The following is a 20,931-nucleotide window of genomic DNA, read 5'->3' on the forward strand; positions in this document are numbered from 1 at the left end:
GGTTTTTTTATGGGTTCAAAATCCCATTATCCCGACTTTGCTACCTCGCCCTGCCCTGTACGCGACCGGATCACCACCGTACAATGCCGGGTCATTTATAGTCTCAGCAACCGACAACGGCCTACCATGCGCACCAGTCAATATTTGCTCGCCACACAGAAAGAAACACCTTCCGACGCAGTCGTCGTCAGCCACCAGCTAATGCTGCGTGCCGGCATGATTCGTAAACTCGCTTCTGGCCTCTATACCTGGCTCCCCATGGGTTTGCGCGTCTTGCGCAAGGTCGAAGCTGTCGTTCGCGAAGAAATGAACGCCGCGGGTGCGCTTGAAGTGTTGATGCCTGGCATCCAGCCCGCAGAGTTGTGGCAAGAGTCCGGACGCTGGGAGCAATACGGACCGGAATTGCTGCGCATGAAAGACCGACATGATCGTGAATTCTGCGCGGGCCCGACCCACGAAGAAGTCATCACCGATCTGGCGCGCAATGAGCTAAATAGTTACAAGCAGCTGCCGATCAACATGTATCAGATCCAAACCAAATTCCGCGATGAAATTCGTCCACGCTTCGGTGTAATGCGCGGACGCGAATTCATCATGAAAGATGCGTACTCATTCCATGTTGATCAAGCTTCATTGCAAGCCACCTACGACCGCATGCATTTGGCGTACTGCAATGTCTTCACGCGCCTGGGCCTGAAATTTCGCCCGGTTGAAGCGGATAACGGCTCGATTGGCGGCGCTGGCTCCCACGAATTCCACGTACTTGCCGAGTCTGGCGAAGACGACATTGCGTTCAGCGACAGCTCCAACTACGCCGCCAATATCGAGAAAGCCGAAGCCGTTCCTCGTGAACAGTCGCGTCAGGCACCCACGCAAGCGATGCGCCTGGTCGATACACCACATGCAAAAACCATTGCGCAGTTGGTTGAGGGTTTCAATCTGCCCATCGAAAAAACCATCAAGACCCTGGTGGTGCACGCGGCAGAAGAAGGCAAGCTGATTGCGCTGATCATTCGTGGCGATCACGAGCTCAACGAAATTAAAGCGGCAAACCTGCCCCAAGTCGCCAGCCCTTTGGTTATGGCCTCTGAATCCGAGTTGCGTGACGCCATTGGCGCGGGCGCCGGTTCCCTCGGTCCTTTGAATCTGCCGTTGCCCTGCGTCATTGATCGCTCCGTCGAACTGATGAGTGACTTCGGCATTGGTGCCAACATCGATGACAAGCACTATTTCGGCGTCAACTGGGAGCGCGACCTGCCTGTTCCAGCGGTAGCCGACTTGCGTAACGTTGTGGCTGGCGACCCAAGCCCGGATGGCAACGGTACGTTGGAAATCAAACGCGGCATTGAAGTCGGGCACATCTTCCAGCTCGGAACCAAATACAGCGAAGCCCTGAAATGTCAGGTACTCGGAGAAAACGGCAAACCCGTAACGTTGTCCATGGGCTGCTACGGGATTGGTGTTTCTCGCGTGGTGGCTGCCGCCATCGAACAGAACAACGACGCAAACGGGATCATCTGGAATGATGCGTTGGCACCCTTCCAGATCGCGCTTGTGCCATTGCGCTATGAAACCGAAGCGGTTCGCGAAGCCACCGACACGCTGTATGCCGAATTGACCGCAGCTGGTTTTGAAGTACTGCTGGATGATCGCGACAAAAAAACCAGTCCGGGCAACAAGTTCGCTGACATGGAACTGATCGGCATCCCGCACCGCATCGTCGTCAGTGATCGTGGTCTGGCCGAAGGCAATCTTGAATACAAGGGCCGTACCGAAGCGGCGCCACAAGCACTGCCTGTCGCCGATGCACTGTCCTTTCTTCAGGCCCGTATCCGCCGATAAAAACCGAAGGCGCGCACGCCATAACGTGCGCGCCCCGGCTATCTGCGCATATCGAGGCAAGATACGCCCCCTCATCAAGAGATCACATGCTCAAGCGAAGTTCCTTAAGCCTGCGCTGCGCTGCACTTTGCGGCACTTTATTCGTGAGTGGTTGCGCCAATCATTTGTCGCAACGTAGCGAACATGAAGAACGCGTCGAGCGAAAATTGCTTGAGCACACACTGCAAATCGACATCGGCGAACCCACGTTGCTGGAGTTACCGCAACGCCGGGTACGAATCAACGAACAGAAGACGTTCGAAGTCACAGAATTCGAAGTCACCCGCAACTATGATCGCTACACGCCTTATCAGCCTTGGCGCGAATTGTATGAAGTCCCGCTGGGCGCTGTGGCCCTGGTCGCCGGCACCGGCGCCAACATTCTCAATGTGTTCATGCTCGGCCACTTGCCGGGCACGGTGACCAAAGACTGGATCGACTACGGCGTCGCCGGAATCAATCCATTCATGAATGTGCAGTCCCATGGACGAGCGCAACAGAACCTCGCCAGCATCGATGAAATTCAGCACGACAAGCGCACCGAACACACCAGCCTTCCCTGGAGTGAACGCCCGGTCAACGTTAATGCAGGCGCCAAAACCTTTACGTTGACGACTGATCACAACGGCGTATTGCGCCTGAACCTGTTGGACACCCCGTTTGCCGAGCAAGACCTCACTCACCTCGCCCGCCTACAGATCAACGTCGAGGATGAGCAGGACAGTGTTCGAGCCGATGCCACCTTACCGATCAGCACTTCGTTGAGGGGCAAGCTGCTCCAAGCGCATGCGTTGATTTACGACGACCTTGAAGAGGATGGCGTCAGCCAGTGGGTTTACCGAGTCAAACGTCTTTCACAATTGGGTCTAGAGGAAGAGGCCAGCGAACTGGAACAAAACCTGATTGAACTGACCCACAACGATCCAGAGCTTCAAAAGCAACTCCTCAAATCGTTGACGCGAGACGCAGGCCGCTTGGTTGCCGACCCTGAAGCAGACGACTAAAGCGTGAACAATTCCAACTGCTCATGGGCACCCCGCAGGTCTAGCAAGCGCACACCAATGCCCAGCAAACGAACCGGCTTGCCGCCGCGCGCAAAAGCCTGAGTCAGCAACTGCTCAAAACTCTCAAGATCACGCCCTGCCCCAGACTGCTCAAGAGTGGTCTGAGTAAAATCGTGAAACTTCACTTTAACGAACGGCTTGCCAGCTCGGTAACCGTCACCGATTCGAGCCATTCGCCCTGCGAGGGTTTCGAGCAGGTCAGGGAGTTTTGCCAGGCAACTGGTCAGATCAGGCAAATCTGCATCGTAGGTATTTTCGACACTAACCGACTGACGGCGACTGTCGTTTTGCACCGGTCGCTCATCAATACCTCGTGCCAAATTCCACAACCGCTCACCGAATGTGCCAAATTCGCGCATCAGGGCCAATTTGTTCCAATCGCGCAGATCAGTGCAACTGACAATGCCCAATCGTCCCATCTTGTCCGCAATCACCTTGCCGACTCCGTGAAGCTTGGTGACCGGCAAGGTCGCGACAAAGTCCTCCACTTGGTCCGGCGTGATGACAAACAGACCGTTAGGTTTTTTCCAGTCACTGGCGATTTTAGCCAGAAATTTATTGGGCGCTACGCCAGCCGATACCGTGATATGCAATTGATTGGATACTCGACGGCGAATATCCTGAGCCATTCGAGTAGCACTCCCACCAAAAAGGCCGCTTTCAGAAACATCTAGAAACGCTTCATCTAACGACAAAGGCTCGATCTGATCGGTGTAATCACGAAAGATCGTCTGGATCTCGCGAGAGGCTTCTTTATAAGCCTCCATCCGCGGTTTGACTATGGTCAGGTCCGGGCACAGCTTCAGCGCATGCCGAGACGACATCGCTGAGCGCACTCCATAGGCCCGCGCTTCATAGTTACAGGTCGCAATCACCCCCCGCCGGTCCGCAGAACCACCCACTGCCAACGGCTTGCCGGCCAAGCGGGGATCGTCGCGCATTTCAATGGCGGCATAAAAGCAGTCACAGTCGACGTGGATGATTTTGCGCTGCGTCATGGGCGTGCAGGTTTAGAGGCTATTGGCCGGGCAGTATCTCACCGAGATGGGATGCTGGCATCTACGATGCTACACGGGACGTGCGAAAGCGCCGAAATAGCTCTGGAAATATGCTGACACGACCGCACGCCAAGGCCCATGCCCATTTATTGACAGCTGCATCGTAGCTAAGCAGTTGAAGGAAAAGCATTTTTTTAGAATTAACCATTGACAGCCAGCTGTTCCGCTGTAGAATGCCGACACACAGACGCGGGATGGAGCAGTCTGGTAGCTCGTCGGGCTCATAACCCGAAGGTCGTCGGTTCAAATCCGGCTCCCGCAACCAAACATCAAAAAAGGCTACTCGAAAGAGTGGCCTTTTTTGTATCTGCAATTTGACCCCCTCTTCCTATCAGGCAACGCATAACTAATTGAGTTTTAAATTAGGAGCTGCCGAAGGCTGCGATTCGACCCCTGCCAGGAAACGTATTGCGCCTAACAAGCCCGCTAACATCGATAACCTAACCGTCCGGTCAGCTCATTTTCAGTTATTTATCATTTGTTTAGCTTTATTGATTGACACTCAGCCATTCGGCTGTAGAATGCCGCCACACAGACGCGGGATGGAGCAGTCTGGTAGCTCGTCGGGCTCATAACCCGAAGGTCGTCGGTTCAAATCCGGCTCCCGCAACCAAACATCGAAAAAGGCTGCTCGAAAGAGTGGCCTTTTTTGTGCTTGCCGGAAAGGCTCAGGAACAGTAGCCCAAAAAGCTTGTCAGAAATGTCGATCCCAAGGATGGTGTCGATAGGTGTCTACCGTCGGTTAAAGTATCGACTGAAACGAATCCGCTACATTCGCTCGTTAAACTATGACGCGCTAATATTTCGAAAATATTTTTTGCGTAGGGATTGGTAACTTGTCTGTATACCTCCATCCTGTCGCGCACGATCCAAGGAGTGATTGATGCGCGCCTCGTCCGAAGAAACCAATGAAGCTGTCACGGTTCCCCATCCGATCGCGCCCGCGCGCCTGCGGTGGCTGGAGCTGCTGAGCAAATATCGCCAGCCTTTAGGGCTCGCAGTGACATTGTTGCTATTCACCATCGCACTGATCGCCTGCCGCCATCTGTTGAGCGAACTCGATCTTTATGCGCTACACGACTCATTGCTGAGCGTTCCAAAGCCCGCACTGGCCGGCGCGTTTGCCGCAGCAGTTGTCGGTTTTATCGTGCTGCTCGGTTATGAGTGGTCGGCAAGCCGATACGCCAACATTACACTGCCCACGAAGACCTTGATCCTTGGCGGATTTACGGCGTTCGCCATTGGCAACGCTGTCGGGCTGTCTTTGCTTTCAGGAGGCTCTGTTCGTTATCGGCTGTATGCACGCCATGGGTTAGGTGCGGCAGAAGTCGCACGCATGACTTTATTTGCCAGTCTTTCATTGGGTTGCGCCCTGCCCCCGCTGGCCGCGCTGGCCACGCTGAGTAATTTACCTGCTGCCTCTGCCGCCTTGCACCTGTCCATCACGCTCCTGGCCGTAGTCGCTATCAGTATCCTGTTACTCAGCGCTTTATTGGCAGTCGGCATTTATCGCCGGCGCCTGCCGGAGCAGCCAATCCCCCACAACCTGCTGGTTCGTGCCGGACGCCGAACTATCCGCCTGCCAGGCCTGCGCCTGACCTTGATGCAGTTGGTCATTACTGCATTGGACGTCGCCGCCGCCGCGACAGTGCTTTATTTGCTGTTACCCGACGCGCCTCCCTTTGGCGCGTTCGTGCTGGTTTATCTGTTGGCATTAGCTGCAGGGGTACTGAGTCATGTGCCAGGTGGCGTCGGCGTGTTCGAGGCGATTCTGCTCGCCGCGTTTGCCGACCAATTAGGTTCTGCACCACTGGCTGCGGCCTTGTTGCTCTATCGCCTGATCTATGTGGTATTGCCTCTGCTGCTAGCCTGTCTGGCATTGCTGTTCACCGAAGCACAACGCTTGCTGCCCACCCGCCAAGCGATGCGCGTGGCGTCGGGTCTGGCTGCACCGATCTTGGCCCTGTTGGTTTTTCTGTCGGGTGTGGTCCTGCTGTTTTCCGGCGCCACGCCAGAAATCGACTCACGCCTGCGGCACCTCGGGTTTTTAATCCCGCATCGCTTGATTGACGCGTCCCACTTCGGCGCGAGCCTGATCGGCGTCCTGTGCTTGCTGTTGGCTCAAGGTTTACGCCGCCGCCTTTCTGCCGCCTGGATGCTGACTACCGTGCTGTTAGTGGTCGGCGCCTTGCTGTCGGTGCTTAAAGGGTTTGATTGGGAGGAGGCATCCCTACTGGTCTCTACGGCCATCTTGCTGGCGATCTTCCGTCGCTCGTTCTATCGCCAAAGCCGGCTGCTTGAGCTTCCGTTCTCACCGCTGTACCTGGTCGCCAGTGTGTGCGTGCTTGCCGCGTCGATTTGGTTGCTGTTGTTTGCCTACCAAGACGTGCCTTACAGCCAAGAGCTTTGGTGGCAATTCACGCTTAACTCCGATGCACCGCGCGCCTTGCGGTCTGCGCTGGGCAGCGCGGTATTGTTAGTGGTCGTCTCGTTGACTTGGCTGCTGCGTACCGCGCGTCCGGTGATTACGCTGCCCAATGTCGAGGAACTGGCTAAGGCCGCACAAATCGTGAATGCTTCCGACCAGCCGGACGGAGGGCTTGTATTGACCGGTGACAAGGCGCTGCTCCTTCACCCTAGTGGTAAGGCGTTTATGATGTACGCCCGCCGTGGTCGAAGCCTGGTGGCACTGTACGACCCTATCGGACCTACGCAGCAACGCGCCGAGCTGATCTGGCAATTCCGCGACCTGTGCGATCTGCACCATGCGCGACCCGTGTTTTACCAGGTGCGCGCAGAGAATCTGCCCTTCTATATGGACATCGGCTTGACCGCGATCAAGCTGGGTGAAGAGGCACGGGTCGACTTGCAGCGTTTCGACATTGAGTCGAAGGGCAAAGAGATGAAGGACCTGCGTTACACCTGGAACCGGGGCGGTCGAGACGGCTTGTCGCTGGAGATTTATGAAGTCGGTCAGGCCCCCCTGGACGAACTGAAGGTAATCTCCGACGCATGGCTTACCGGCAAGAACGTCCGTGAGAAGGGCTTCTCGCTTGGCCGCTTCAGCGCAGCTTATTTAAAACATTTCCGCATCGCGATTATCCATTTCGAAGGTAAGCCAGTAGCATTCGCCAACTTGCTGGAAACCTCTAGGCACGAACTGGCCAGCCTGGACCTGATGCGGGCCCACCCGGATGCGCCGAAGCTGACCATGGAGTTCATGATGGTTGGCCTGATTTTGCATTACAAAGAACAGGGCTACGGGCGCTTCAGCCTGGGAATGGTGCCGCTGTCGGGCCTGCAACCACGTCGCGGCGCCCCCCTGACCCAACGGCTTGGGTCGATGGTCTTTCGCCGTGGCGAACAGCTGTACAATTTCCAAGGTCTGCGCCGTTTCAAAGATAAATTCCAGCCCGACTGGGAACCCCGCTATATGGCCGTACCCGCCGGACTTGATCCGCTCGTGGCACTGGCTGACACCGCCGCCCTGATTGCGGGCGGCCTGACTGGATTGGTGAAACGCTAATGATTCAACGCTACTGGCGCTTTTTGCTCGCAGCCCTGATTGTTCTCGCACTGGTACTTGGCTTTTGGCTGTGGAACCGCCCGGCTCCTCAGCCGGTTCTCGAACACCTGACCTTGGAAAATGGTACGGCGCTGATCCATGTTTCGCCCGGTACTCAGCCCAAAGCTCGGGTTGGCCTTGCTGCTCTTGCCGATGAAGGGTTAACCGACAAACAGCTGCTGGCGTTGAGCCAAGACGGTAACGCCGAAGTCGTTCAAGTCACGCTGCCCAAGGATGATTGCGCGCTGCAGGATAAAACCCTAACAGCCGCACTGACGAAATTAGACGGTCCAGCAACGCTGGTAGGCGGCGTTGGACCGGGCGCGACCCTGGCTTGGCGCTGGCTGGCAGGGCAAAACGATGACAATGCAAAAGCGGTATCGGTAGGTTTTAGCCTTGACCCACCTGCGTGCGTAGACAACGTGCCAAAAAGCGCAGCGCACGGTCACTGGTTAGTTGCTTGGAACGATGGACCAGACGACGCTGCCGCTACCCTGGTGCGTGATCAGCCCAACGCTGAAAACAGCATCAGCGACTACGATGTGCACCTGCCGCAACTATTCAACAGCCAACTGCGCCAACAATTGGTCCAGGATGACCAGAGCGGCGGTTTGAAGATCCCCGTAGTCGAAGTTCCGGCTGGAACAACCACCGACACCGTGACACTTTTCCTGTCAGGCGATGGCGGCTGGCGTGACCTTGACCGTGACGTGGCGGGGGAAATGGCCAAAAAGGGCTATCCGGTGGTTGGTATCGATACGCTGCGCTACTACTGGGAGCATAAAACGCCCGAGCAAACCGCTCTGGATTTAGCCGAACTGATGGATCACTACCGCCAGAAATGGGGTACTAAACGTTTCGTACTGATGGGTTATTCGTTCGGTGCCGATGTACTGCCCGCCATTTATAACCGCTTGGCGCCGGACGAGCAAAAGCGTGTTGATTCCATCGTCTTGTTGGCTTTCGCGCGCACTGGCAGCTTTGAAATTCAGGTTGAAGGCTGGCTAGGTACAGCAGGTAAAGAAGCACCTACCGGTCCCGAGATGGCTAAGCTGCCCCCTGAAAAAGTGCTGTGCGTGTATGGCGCCGAAGAAACAGCTGAAAGTGGCTGCACCGAAACAACCGCCGTGGGCGAAAAGCTCATGTTGCCCGGCGGCCACCACTTCGATGAGAACTACCCCGCACTGGCCAAACGCATGACTGATGCTATTGATAAGCGGCGAGGGACAGGGCCGAAGGCATGAAGTTTAGCGGCAAACTTCAAGCTGCAAGCCTCAAGCAAAGAGCGGCAAGGATAGAAACTTGCCGCTTGTAGCTTACAACTTACCGCTTACCGCTACTCCTCCCTTACATCTCTACTTGGGTACCCAGCTCAATCACCCTGTTGAACGGCAGGTTGAAGAACCGCAGGTTACCGTTGGCGTTCTTCAGCATGAAGGCGAACAACGCCTCACGCCAACGCGCCATACCGTCCAGCTTGGAGGCAATGATTGTCTCGCGGCTGAGGAAGTAGGTGGTGCGCATCGGGGCAAAGTCCAGTTCAGCCAGATGGCACAGCTTCAGAGCAGCCGGTACGTCTGGCTCATCGATGAAACCAAAGTGCAGCACCACACGGTAGAAGCCCTCGCCATAAGCTTCGACTTCAAACCGTCGGCTCGCCGGCACCCGGGGAGAATCTTCATAGACCACTGTTAGCAGGACTACTTGCTCGTGCAACACCTGGTTGTGCAACAGGTTATGCAATAAAGCATGCGGCACCGCATCAGGACGGGCAGTCAGAAACACCGCTGTGCCTTGCACTCGATGAGGCGGCTGTACGCGAATGCTGCTGATGAAGATGGGGAGAGGCAGACCACCCTCCTCCAATCGCTCGACCAACAGTTGTTTACCGCGTTTCCAGGTCGTCATCAGAATGAACAACACTATTCCCGCCAATACAGGAAACGCCCCGCCCTGAGCTATTTTCGGCACGTTAGCGGCGAAGAACAGCCCGTCGACCAGCAGAAAACAAAGCAGAACCGGTACTGCCAAGAGCGGTGGCCATTTCCACAACAACAGAACGACCGCCGCCACCAGAATCGTCGTGATCAGCATTGTTCCTGTGACCGCAACACCGTAGGCCGAGGCCAGCGCCGTGGAGGATTCAAAACCGAGCACCAACAAGATCACACCTATCATCAGTGACCAGTTCACCGCGCCAATGTAAATCTGGCCCTGTGAAGAACTGGAGGTGTGTTGAACGTGCATTCGGGGAATGTAACCCAGTTGAATGGCCTGAAGCGTCATGGAGAACGCCCCCGATATGACTGCTTGCGAAGCGATCACGGTGGCCAAGGTCGACAAAAAGACCAGTGGCACCAGTGCCCAGCTCGGCGCCAACAGATAAAACGGGTTACGTGCGGCTTCAGGATTGTCGAGCAGCAGTGCACCTTGGCCGAAGTAATTCAAGACCAGTGCCGGCAACACCAACGCGAACCAGGCCCGCGCAATAGGCTTGCGACCGAAGTGCCCCATGTCGGCATACAGTGCTTCAGCGCCCGTCAGTGACAGAACGACTGCGCCCAGAATGGTGACGCCAATGCCCGGATGAGCCACAAAGAACCGCACCGCCCAAATTGGGTTAAGCGCTTTGAGCACTTCGGGGTTCTGCATGATTCCGTAGACACCCAGCGCTGCCAAGACCAGGAACCAAATAACCATCACCGGACCGAACAAAATTCCGATCCGCGCCGTACCGTGCCGCTGAATCAGAAATAATCCCACCAGTACGACCAGCGACAGCGGCACAACCCAGTGCTCGACGCCTTTGAACGCGAGTTCCAGACCCTCTATCGCAGACAATACCGAAATGGCCGGGGTAATCATGCTGTCGCCATAGAAAAGCGCAGCACCGAACAAACCGAAGACCACCAACGTACTGCGCAATTTTGGATACGAAATGGACGCCCGACGCGCCAGCGCGGTCAGCGCCATAATTCCGCCTTCGCCTTGGTTATCCGCACGCAGAATGAACAACACGTACTTAAGCGAAACCACCCAAATCAGCGACCAGAAGATCAGCGCCAGAATACCAAGCACACCCACATGGTCGACTTGAACCCCATACCCCCCAGTAAATACCTGCTGAAGGGTATACAACGGGCTGGTGCCGATATCGCCGTAGACCACCCCGACGGCTGCAATCAACAAACTCAACGGCTTTGCCGGATGATGCTCCGCCTCTACCTGACTAATTGCCTGACCCATTAACCACTCCTACCACCAAGACCTGGGCCTCAAAAACACATTGATGTGTTTGAGCAAGCTCCGTTTTTACAAACACTGATTAACGCCATCGCCATGATTGGACGCAACGCCGCGAAGCATAGCGCAGCACTCGTCGTAATTCTCTGCATAAAGCTGGTCAATCTACGGTCCCACCGCTAGAATTGCGCACTTTTTGATCAGAGGCGCACCAAGCGCCCGTCGACGCCCCGGCCATTTGCCCGGCGTCAGCCCAATGCCGAGGTTCGCCATGTCCACCGTCACCACGCCTTCCGCCCCTAAGGTTGGCTTCGTTTCACTGGGTTGCCCAAAGGCCCTGGTCGATTCCGAGCGCATCCTTACCCAGTTGCGCATGGAAGGCTACGAAATCGTCGCCACCTACCAAGACGCCGACGTGGTGGTGGTTAACACCTGCGGATTTATCGACACCGCCAAAGCTGAATCACTGGAAGTCATCGGCGAAGCCCTCGCTGAAAACGGCAAGGTGATTGTCACCGGCTGCATGGGCGTCGAAGAAAGCGCGATTCGTTTGGTCCACCCAAGCGTGCTGTCCGTCACCGGGCCGCAACAATACGAACAAGTGGTCATGGCCGTTCACGACGCCGCGCCGCCTAACCTCAATCACAACCCGCTGATTGATCTGGTGCCGCCGCAAGGCATCAAACTGACGCCGCGCCACTACGCCTACTTGAAGATTTCCGAAGGCTGCAACCACAGTTGCAGCTTCTGCATCATCCCGTCCATGCGCGGCAAACTGGTCAGCCGCCCGGTGGGCGATGTCTTGGACGAAGCTCAGCGCCTGGTCAAGTCCGGCGTAAAAGAGCTGTTGGTCATTTCTCAAGACACCAGCGCTTATGGCGTCGACATCAAGTACCGCACCGGTTTCTGGAATGGCCAACCGGTGAAAACACGGATGACGGAACTCTGCGAAGCCCTCAGCTCGCTGGGTGTTTGGGTGCGCCTGCACTACGTTTACCCTTACCCCCACGTCGACGAGCTGATTCCGTTGATGGCGGCCGGTAAAATCCTGCCGTACCTGGACATTCCGTTTCAGCACGCCAGCCCGCGTATCCTCAAGGCCATGAAACGCCCAGCCTTCGAAGATAAAACCCTGGCGCGGATCAAAAACTGGCGTGAAATCTGTCCGGATTTGGTCATCCGGTCGACCTTTATCGTCGGCTTTCCCGGGGAAACCGAAGAAGACTTCCAGTACCTGCTTGAATGGCTGACCGACGCGCAACTCGACCGCGTGGGCTGCTTCCAGTATTCCCCGGTAGAAGGCGCCTCTGCCAACGCCTTGGGCGATCACGTTCCGGACGACATCAAACAAGACCGCTGGGACCGCTTCATGGCGCACCAGCAGGAAATCAGCGCCGCTCGCCTGCAGATGAAAGTCGGCCGGGAAATCGAAGTACTGGTGGATGAAGTGGACGAAAACGGCGGTGCTGTGGGCCGCTGCTTCTTCGATGCCCCGGAAATCGACGGCACCGTGTACATCGACAGCGACCAAGACCTTAAGCCGGGCGATAAAGTAATGTGCCGGGTGACTGAAGCTGATGAGTACGACTTGTGGGCTGAAACGATCTGATTGTTTCGCTTTGCTGACTAAGCCCTGCCCTGATCGGCGGGGCTTTTTTTGTTCGGAAAGGTCCTACATATCGTATCGCACCCCACCGACATCGTTAGATCAGGAATCCAGCCACAGTCGCCGTTTTCGTCAAACGCGAAGGATTGTGCGCATGAACTCGGCCCCGGCTACACATTCACGAACTGGTCTGCCTGACGATATCCCTTGGCACCAAACTGTTGGCTTGCTGCTGGACCCGGTTCAGATCGAGGATCTATTGAAGCGTCTGTATCAGTGGGTTGACTCTCCTTGCGTCAACGTACTTTACCTCGGTACCCGCTTTGCTGCGCTCAAGGACGTGTCGCCGTGTCTGGTTCAGATTGAAGGGGAATACGATCCAATACTTGCTCAGTTCCTGGAAAACCTTGATCGACACTGGGGTTATCTGCTGATCAGTGAGGGGCCATGGGAACAGGTGGTGGCACATATACGTTGGCTAATCAGCATCGAACATCCCTCGGGCCAAGAGATGCTGCTGCGGATTGCATCTACAGACGTAGCAGATGCCCTGTTTGAATCAGCCGACTCAGCGCTATTCGGCCCTTGCCAACGCATCATGACCGCCGACCTTGTAAACGGCGGATGGCGTGAATACACCCGATCGGGCGAGATCCATAAAACCGACCGGGATACGCCTTATCGCCTAAGCGAAAAACAATGGCTCAGCCTTGACCACGCCAGCGCTCGTAAAATCTTGAGCGAATTGTCCGAGCACATGGCCCGCTACTTCCCGGAGTACTACGCCGACGTAACAGATCATGAGCGCAATCAACACCTACAGGCATTGGTACACCGTGCCGCCGAACATAATTTCGAGAGCGAAAAAGAACTGTATTTGTACTGCAATGCCCTCGGTTTTGTCGGCGAGCAACGGCTAAGCGACCACGCATTTGCGCTGGATCTGCAACCCCATAGATCCGATGCAGGCGACACATGGCGTGCAGAAGGGCTTGCCCGCTTGGCTCAGAAATGGAGTCGACCATGACCGACTTCATGACCCCACGCGGTCACATGGCCAATCTGGTTGCCCTGTCCAAAAGCGCCACCCCTTTCGGCGAAATCGGCGTGTGTCCGCTGACGAAAACCACTATCCAACTGCTGCCGATGCGTTACGGCTTGGTCGAACCGGGCCTTGATCCCCGCGCTGATATGGCAATGCCCTACACGCTGCAAAGCCGACCCTTGGGTTTGCGGATGCTGCGCGATGGCTTTTTGTACGTAATCGACAGCGCCACCGGTCTGTTGAGCGAATACACCGTCAAAGACGGCTCCCTGGAGTATTGGCTGTTTACCGGTAAAGACATCAAGGAACATCGCACGCCGCTGGGTGACCCACCGGAAATGATTTTCTCCCGGCGTAGCGTACTGCATGTGGCTTATGCGGAAACACAATGGACGGTCGCCAAATGCCGGCAGGTGCTGGACAACGCCAGCGAGCGCGAGCACTTCATGCAGCGCGTTGACCTGACCCAGGCCAACAGCGAAAACATCGTCGCCCCCCTGATCCATCAGCGGCACGTGAAGAAATGGCTGGCGGAGGTGGTGCGCGATCACCCGATGCCGCAGGACGGGATCACCCCTGACGAAAACCGCCCCTATCAGTGGGAACACCCGCCACTGTTTCGCCAGACCATTATTGAAGAGCTGACCAGTCAGGTTAACAACGCACAGAAAATGGACTACCTGTTCCTCGCCGTCCGCGATGATCTAGGCGTCATGCGGGATTTGGCGAACTATCAGGACACGGTGGTGGGCTGGATCGGTGACTGGGCCAGCAGCGGTGAGCAGGCCGGCAATACCGAGCGCGATTATTTGCTGGCTTGCTATATCGAGTCACTGAGTCAGATCAGTGTGGCGAATCTGACTGCAATGGCGTTGGACAGTCCTGATCCTGCGGTTAAGGCGTTGATGCACGATCTGGAGAAACTGCCCGAGCCTCAGCGCGGGCAAACCGCAAAGGCGCTGGTGGATTTTCTCACTGAAGACCCTGTTGCCCATCCGTTACCCGGCGTTTCCGATCAGAACCTGCCGGCGGACCTGGAAGCCCAATTGCAAAAAATCCGCCTCACCGCCGACCGTAACAACGCTTACAGCGTGTTACCCAAGCTGGAGCAGACGATTGAGCGCTATTTCCTAAAACAAAAGCTGGCCATAGCGGGGCCCGATTTCATTGCCCGCCACGGCCTTGCCATTCTTCAAATAGACCGGCAACAGGACAAGCGCCTGCGGGACTTACTGTACGGCGCAGGCTTCGGTCGGCGCGGAATCAACGACCTGATTGACCGCCCGCGCATGGACGCCTTTCTCAAGGAGCAACGTCCCAAGCTGGCGCATTGGAATGCCCTGCTGGAGCGCATCACCGAGGACCGGTTGGAAATGCTGGTTCAAGGCCGGTTTCATCGTGCGGCCTGGTATTTCGATGCCCGCGACTCGGAGCAAATCGACCAGGCATTTATCGCCCAATACGCCTGCCTCAAAGACATCGGGCGCAGTGACACCGCCTTGGAGAAAGTCCTGGAATGGCTCGACGACGCTCCGCATCAGAGCCGTCCGCTGTTTTATACCTTGCCACTGAGCGTTCAAACCGAACTGGGCACCCAATTCGCGGTGTTTGCCAACGCCGGCTGGAACTTGCTCAAAAACGCGCCGGAATGGACCGAGAAACTTAAGACCCTGTTTGACGGCCATCTTCCGGACGCGGACACCCTGCCCCACACCTCGCAAATCTACGCCACCGCCGCCTGGGGAACCCTCGCCCCTGCCATGCAATGGGGCGTGCAAAACGCGTTACACGCGTTCATGCAGGCCTTGGACAAAGGCCAGATGCCGGACACCGAAGCGCTGCTTCGTTACATGCCCAAGACCCTGGGCGTTTCGTTGCTCGATGCGGCACGAAGGGAAAAGGTCAGTTTTCAAGTGGCTGACGCGGATGATTTGAGGGCGCTGGGTGAGACGGTCAAAGAGGTGCAGGAAGAACGCAAACATCTGCGTTATTTGAATAATGAAATACGCCGCTATAAAACCGAGAAACATCACTCAAATGCTCAGTACTTGCAGGCCAAACGGCCGCAAACTCAAGAGCGCCTTAACGTTTTGGAAGAACGGCTTGCTCGAATAATGAGCCCGATTTCAGCGTTACCAGAGGGGGCGGTGCATGTGCAAACGGCGACGTCGGTCAGGCCTGGATTGGCGTTGGTGCTTCCAGACGAGCAACACATGCACGTGCGCTCGTTGCTGGACAACTACCGGCTAGGGCTGAAGGTTGCGCCTAAAGCAGGGTTGATTGGGGATGGGGTCGGGTTGTTGGTGTTTGTGGCGCAGTTGGTGAATTTGGTGCAGATAACTAAAGAACTATTCGCTCAATCGAGTCAGCAAAGAGATCAAAATCTGTTGTGGAGTCCGGTTTTTACAACCGTAGCTGCCGGATTTGGTGCTGCCCAAGGGATAGCCGACACCGCTCTCAGTGCTCAATCAACTCAACTGGGCAGATCGCTAAAAGCAGCAGAGCTGAAAGGCATACATGTGCAGATGGGAAAATTGCATATCGGTCTAGGTCTGGTTGCCTATACAGCGGGCGCAGTAACTTCGCTGATAAATCTAAACGCCTCACACAGTAACTGGCTAAATGCTGCTCGCGAAGGCAACGTTGGTGCTCAGGCAGGGGCCGCTCTAAGCATGTCGGGTAACAGCGCGTATTTTCTGAATAATGCTTATGGCCTGCAACACAGTGCTAACGCCTTAAAAGCCGTCCTGGCGGTTATCCGGCAGCCTGAAGCTCGTGCAGCGGCGTGGGCAATCGCCGGCCCTCGCTTGGCTACGGTGTTTTTCCGTACCAGCGTGGCCGGCATCTTATTCACTGCCCTGGAGCTATCGGGCACTTGGTTTTACAACCGTTATCAGCTTAGCCGCCATGATCGATGGCTGCACACGACACCATGGAGCCAAGACCCGGACAAACGTTTATCCCTGACAATCGATGAGTACCAAAAAAACCTACACGTTCAGGTCAAGGCCCCCAAAATCCGAGTGACGCCGAACCTAGCCGACAAGCTGGGCAACCTGACAGCGACCCGACTGATGCTGCACCTGCCTACCACCTCCAGCAACGATCTGATGAGGCCATTAGGCGGAAAACCGGCCAGAACCGTGCTCAGAATTGGCTGTTATGCAATAAGGATTCATCCTGCGAAACCTACCTCCGTGGAACGCTGGACCGTAGCGACAGAGGCCGTGGTGGAGACACTACGGATCAAACAAACATTCCCGCTGATACTGGAATTTGAAGCGCCTGCTTGTGAGCATCGCCCCATCGCTGGCGAACAAGACCACGTGGTAGTCGTCGTGGAACTCGGCGATTTACGCCCAGACGTTGAGATTCATGACCTCAATGTTTATTACTTGCGCGTATCGCTCAGTGGTTACAGCGGCGAGATTTCTGACAATAACCTCACCCCTAAGGGAGAAATATGTTCTTACTACCGGATTGAACCCCTACTTCTGCCGCAGGAGGAAGACTGATATGGCTAAGTCATCCTTCGGCGGTCCACCCCCTATTAACCGTGAACCCTATGCCGGGATGATCGAAACCTTTGCTAGTTCCCAGATTAGTTATTTGGCACCGACTCCATTGCCTACCGATAGACCAGCTAAGGACTATGGCGGTGCCGTAGGTGCGGTCAATGATAGTCATTTGGATTTCGGCATAGGTTTACCAGCAGTATTTGGCTGGCAAGTGACAGTAGGCTTTCCACTATTCTGGTACTTAATGTGCGTAGGGCTGTTGCCACTGTTGGTTGGACTGACGGTTCTAGCTATCGGCGGGAACCCGGAAGAAGCGGGCGAATTTATATTCAGCTTGATGCCGGCTGGCTCACAGTTTGGGGCCTGGGGCGGCGGAGCCGTTCTTGCAATACTCCTCATCACCACCTTCAACAACCTAGCCAAATACGAAACCCTCGTCCCCACCCGTTTCAACCGCCAACGCCGCGAAGTCTGCTTCGTCCCTGCCGGCCAAACCGAACCGATCTTCGTCCCGTGGGAATCCCTCTGCGCATGGGTCATACAATCCCAATCCGTGACCCAATACGGCGCGACGCTCCACTACGCCATGGGCATCGGCTTTTACCACCCGCCCGACGATCAGCAATACACCCTGGAATTTCAATGCGGCGGCTTTGAACTGGCGGTCTGTAATTGGGAAGCCATCCGCGCTTACATGGAATACGAGGTTCATACCCTCAAGGACATCCAGGACCCACTCGACCTACAAGGCCCCGACGACCCGCCCCATGAAGGTTTACACACCTTCTACAACGCCCGCGAACGCATGCGTCGTCGGCGTAAAGCTGGGGAAGTCGGCTGGAGTTATCCGTTCTGGTGGTACCTGTATCACGTCATGACCTTGTGGACGTTGCCCAACCACCTGACTGAATGGGAAATCCGCCGGATCAAAAGCATAGGCCACGCCGCCGTACCCGAGGCCATGCAAGCATGGTCGGCGCCGTTGCCGGAAAGTGAATGGGCCAAGCCCAGCGATAAGCTTCAGCGCATGAGTAAAAAACTCAAAGACCTGCGTGAAAAAGAGCCGCAGGTTTCATTGATTCAGCATTTTGTTGACGTGCAAGTCGCAGAAGCAAAGCGCGGCTAGGCGCTTGCTCCAGGGATAAGCGTCAGACGTTCATTTCAATCACCCACTGGCTTAACTTGAGCGCACAACGGAGACGTCAGCTCCCCTTCCATTATTTTGTCGATCTGCCCTTGGGTGGCCAATAGAACGTTGCCGATCAACGACTGAGTGTCGCCCGGCGCTAACGGCATCGCAGGCGTTCCCGGCAGCGGAACGCCGCCGAGCAAGATCGGTACGCTGGAAAAAATACCTGCGGGGTTGAGAACCAGGTGTTGACCGCCAGCGCTCAGCGACAAGATCAGGCCGGCGCCGACAACTACGTGTTCGCCGGCAGAGATATGTACCTCTTGCGCAGCTTCTACAACCAATGCTTGAGTAATGCGGGTATGGCTGGACCCCGCCACCTGCAAATGATCCCCCGCTGACAACTGCACCTTGCGCGCGCCAGTGACTTTGAGGTGTTGCTCGGCCTTGATAACGGTGGTGCTGTTGCCTTTGATCGTCTCCAGCCGCTGACCGCGCACTTCAAGGCGGCTATCGTTCTGAATCAATTGCTCCATGTCGCGCTGGGCACGCAGGTAGACCCGTTCAGCGCCATCGCGATCTTCAAAAGAGACTTCATTGAAGCCCTGGCTTGCCTTGGAGCTGCGGCTGCGGAATACGCTTTTGGTCTTGTTCGCCGGTAACTCATACGGCACCGGATTCAGACTGTTCGGCAAACAGCCCATGACCATCGGCCGATCCGCGTCGCCTTCCAGGTAGGAAATCAACACTTCCATGCCGACTCGAGGCAAGGTCACCGCGCCATGACTGTTGCCCGCCCAACTCGACGCCACCCGCACCCAGCAGCTGGTGGTTTCGTCATTCAGCTCGCGGCGGTCCCAGTGAAACTTGACCTTTACCCGGCCGAATTTATCGCAGTGGATTTCTTCGCCTTCCGGGCCGGTGACTTTGGCGGTTTGGGTGCTGTGAATCAGTGGTTTGGGGTGGCGCAAGGCAGGGCGAAACTGGATCGTTTCGGGGATGGCGGTGAAGGAATTCCGATAACCCTGAGCGATTTTTCCGGCGGCGACCGGGGCGTCAGCGCCCAATTCTTCCAACACCTGCGGCTGCCGCCCTTCGTGCTTGATCGAAATCAGCACCCACGGATTATTCCATTTCAGCTGCGGGTGTTCTTCCAGCTGGATCACCGTCCCGCTGCGCAACACCGGGTGATCGCTGCTGCCGTCGGCCAGCTGGAAATCCGTGCGGTGCCGTTCCAGGTCACGGTTGGATAATCGTCTGCCGTGATCGTCCTCCAGAAAGCGGCCGGGATACACGTAATGCTCAAGCTTGGGATCGACATGCAGGGCCTCACCCCTTTGGACTTGGGCTGGGGTCGCCTGCGGACTTCTAACGCTTTCCAGCAAATAACCGGCTTTCTGGAAATCATAATCGCGATGCACCACGTGGCTGGTGCGTGCCGCCAAGCGCACGCCGAAGGACTGAATCGAATAGTCCTCGGCACCATGCCGTTAAGTGGTCTGAACGGCAGCACAACCCGCGCCGCGTGGGGAAACATTATTTCGTCATCGGCGAAAATCAACCGATGGCCGTCAGCCGAATGCTCAAAACGGTAAAACCAGCCGTCTTCTTCGCACAGCCGATTGACGAAGTGCAGGTCGCTTTCGTCGTACTGAACACAGTACTCACGGACCGGAGCGCGGGTCACGTCACTGTCGAACTGCACATCCAGGCCGTCAAACAGGCCATGCTCTTTGAGCACTTCAAGAATAATTGCGGGCACGCTCATCTGCTGGAACGAGCGGCGGTGGCTGCTGTGTTCCAAGTACGCGAGAGAGGGTTTGAGCACCGCGACGTAGTGGGTCAGCCGGGCGTTGGAATCGCTTTTGTGGATGGAGTGAATCTGCCCGTGAATGCCTTCGCCGTCCGGGCCGAAACCGAGAAAAGCCGCCTTGTGCAGCAGGTCCGACAGCTCAATACCAGACGACCGACTGACCAGTTCGACGGTGATGGCGTACGGCGTGCTGACGGCTTCGGTGCCATCAAACGCGAGCACTTGAAAATGGCGGGGTTCAACACCTTTCACGCTCAGCGTAAAGGTTGGGACGGCGGCGTGAGGCATTGGCAGATTCTCCACATCGAAAGATGACGAAAGTCTGCCCGGCACTTGATCTGTTAACAGCCAGCGAGGTCCTATATAGCTGTAGGGCGATTCTTGTAATTCGAGCACACTAGAAGAATCCACCCCTGCCTCAGCTATCGACTTCAGGCGCTGTCGAAAATTATCGATCGACGCGCTGGCCTCAGGAGAAAGGTTGTATGCGTAATCACTCTGTCATTCATACGCCCAAACAAAGCGACTACCCGGAACTCGCTCGCCTGTGGGAAGACTCAGTGCGAGCCACCCATGATTTCTTGCCCGACTCCTATATCCTGATGCTCAAGCGTCTGGTGCTTGATCAGTATTTGGATGCTGTGATGTTGATTTGCAGCAAAGACACTCAGCAACGAATTACCGGTTTCGCGGGGATCGCCGCTGGTAAGGTCGAGATGCTGTTCATAGACCCCGAGCATCGGGGCCAAGGCCTCGGAAAGCTGCTGTTAAACCACGCCATCGATCATTTTCATGCCGAGAGACTGGACGTCAATGAGCAGAATCATCAGGCGCGGGGTTTCTATCTCAAGCTGGGATTTGAAGTCATCGGTCGGGAGGAGTTTGATGGCATGGGCCAGCCTTATCCGTTGTTGCACATGCGTTTGAAATCAGTCGGAGCGAATCTGTAGGACCGAATTTATTCGGGAAGCGTTATATCTGGCACACCGCGTCAAGCCATTCGCGAACA

Annotated in this window: 12 protein-coding genes, 2 tRNA genes and 1 pseudogene; 11 read left to right on the top strand and 4 right to left on the bottom strand. The window is 56.0% G+C overall.

From position 1 onward, the window contains the following. The first annotated feature begins 126 nt into the window (after positions 1–126). Positions 127–1,842 (top strand): proline--tRNA ligase, encoded by a 1,716-nt coding sequence (locus RHM65_RS24430; protein WP_322168129.1) that lies wholly within the window; start codon positions 127–129, stop codon positions 1,840–1,842. Positions 1,843–1,928: 86 nt separating this feature from the next. Then, a complete protein-coding gene (locus RHM65_RS24435) occupies positions 1,929–2,885 on the top strand; it encodes a hypothetical protein (protein ID WP_322168128.1) in 957 nt (318 codons plus the stop codon). Here the strand turns inward: RHM65_RS24435 and dinB are convergent. After that, on the bottom strand, positions 2,882–3,943 hold the full coding sequence (gene dinB, locus RHM65_RS24440; RefSeq protein ID WP_322168127.1) for a DNA polymerase IV: 1,062 nt from the start codon (positions 3,941–3,943) through the stop codon (positions 2,882–2,884). The genes RHM65_RS24435 and dinB overlap by 4 nt on opposite strands. 248 nt (positions 3,944–4,191) lie before the next feature. On the opposite strand from dinB, the gene RHM65_RS24445 reads away from it, so the two are divergent. The 4 genes from RHM65_RS24445 to RHM65_RS24460 all read left to right on the top strand — a co-directional run bounded on the left by RHM65_RS24445 (position 4,192) and on the right by RHM65_RS24460 (position 8,812). Continuing rightward, positions 4,192–4,268 (top strand) — tRNA-Met (locus tag RHM65_RS24445). Between the two features lie 271 nt (positions 4,269–4,539). Then, a tRNA-Met gene (locus RHM65_RS24450) sits at positions 4,540–4,616 on the top strand. A 270-nt stretch (positions 4,617–4,886) separates the two neighbouring features. Beyond that, positions 4,887–7,529, top strand: coding sequence for a bifunctional lysylphosphatidylglycerol flippase/synthetase MprF (mprF, locus tag RHM65_RS24455; RefSeq protein WP_322168126.1), 2,643 nt, complete (start codon positions 4,887–4,889; stop codon positions 7,527–7,529). Beyond that, the gene (locus RHM65_RS24460) at positions 7,529–8,812 is read left to right on the top strand and encodes a virulence factor family protein (protein ID WP_322168125.1); all 1,284 of its coding nucleotides are present in this window, start codon (positions 7,529–7,531) and stop codon (positions 8,810–8,812) included. Before mprF ends, RHM65_RS24460 begins: the two co-directional genes overlap by 1 nt. A gap of 103 nt (positions 8,813–8,915) precedes the next feature. On the opposite strand, the gene RHM65_RS24465 is transcribed toward RHM65_RS24460, so the two are convergent. Further along, entirely contained in the window at positions 8,916–10,814 is a 1,899-nt protein-coding gene (locus tag RHM65_RS24465) for a potassium transporter Kup (protein ID WP_322168124.1), read from the bottom strand. 268 nt (positions 10,815–11,082) lie between these two features. Between RHM65_RS24465 and rimO the strand changes: the two genes are divergently transcribed. The 4 genes from rimO (at position 11,083) to RHM65_RS24485 (ending at position 18,106) form a co-directional block, all read left to right on the top strand. Further along, positions 11,083–12,420, top strand: coding sequence for a 30S ribosomal protein S12 methylthiotransferase RimO (rimO, locus tag RHM65_RS24470; RefSeq protein WP_322168123.1), 1,338 nt, complete (start codon positions 11,083–11,085; stop codon positions 12,418–12,420). A 151-nt stretch (positions 12,421–12,571) separates the two neighbouring features. Then, positions 12,572–13,444, top strand: coding sequence for a DUF4123 domain-containing protein (locus RHM65_RS24475; RefSeq protein WP_322168122.1), 873 nt, complete (start codon positions 12,572–12,574; stop codon positions 13,442–13,444). Beyond that, the gene (locus RHM65_RS24480) at positions 13,441–16,977 is read left to right on the top strand and encodes a toxin VasX (protein WP_322168121.1); all 3,537 of its coding nucleotides are present in this window, start codon (positions 13,441–13,443) and stop codon (positions 16,975–16,977) included. The genes RHM65_RS24475 and RHM65_RS24480 overlap by 4 nt, the downstream gene beginning before the upstream one ends. A 1-nt stretch (position 16,978) precedes the next feature. Beyond that, positions 16,979–18,106 (top strand): hypothetical protein, encoded by a 1,128-nt coding sequence (locus RHM65_RS24485; RefSeq protein ID WP_322184125.1) that lies wholly within the window; start codon positions 16,979–16,981, stop codon positions 18,104–18,106. Between the two features lie 35 nt (positions 18,107–18,141). Here the strand turns inward: RHM65_RS24485 and tssI are convergent, their stop codons facing one another. Both tssI and RHM65_RS25570 read right to left on the bottom strand, forming a co-directional pair. Beyond that, positions 18,142–19,560, bottom strand: a complete 1,419-nt coding sequence (gene tssI / locus RHM65_RS24490; RefSeq protein ID WP_416195115.1) for a type VI secretion system tip protein TssI/VgrG — start codon at positions 19,558–19,560, stop codon at positions 18,142–18,144. Positions 19,561–19,646: 86 nt separating this feature from the next. After that, positions 19,647–20,210: pseudogene (locus tag RHM65_RS25570) on the bottom strand (contractile injection system protein, VgrG/Pvc8 family); the annotation flags it as partial. Positions 20,211–20,407: 197 nt separating this feature from the next. Between RHM65_RS25570 and RHM65_RS24495 the strand changes: the two are divergent. Continuing rightward, positions 20,408–20,872 (top strand): GNAT family N-acetyltransferase, encoded by a 465-nt coding sequence (locus RHM65_RS24495; protein WP_322168118.1) that lies wholly within the window; start codon positions 20,408–20,410, stop codon positions 20,870–20,872. Positions 20,873–20,931 lie beyond the last annotated feature (59 nt).

The sequence above is a fragment of the Pseudomonas sp. CCI4.2 genome (genome assembly GCF_034350045.1).
Taxonomy (GTDB): Bacteria; Pseudomonadota; Gammaproteobacteria; order Pseudomonadales; family Pseudomonadaceae; genus Aquipseudomonas.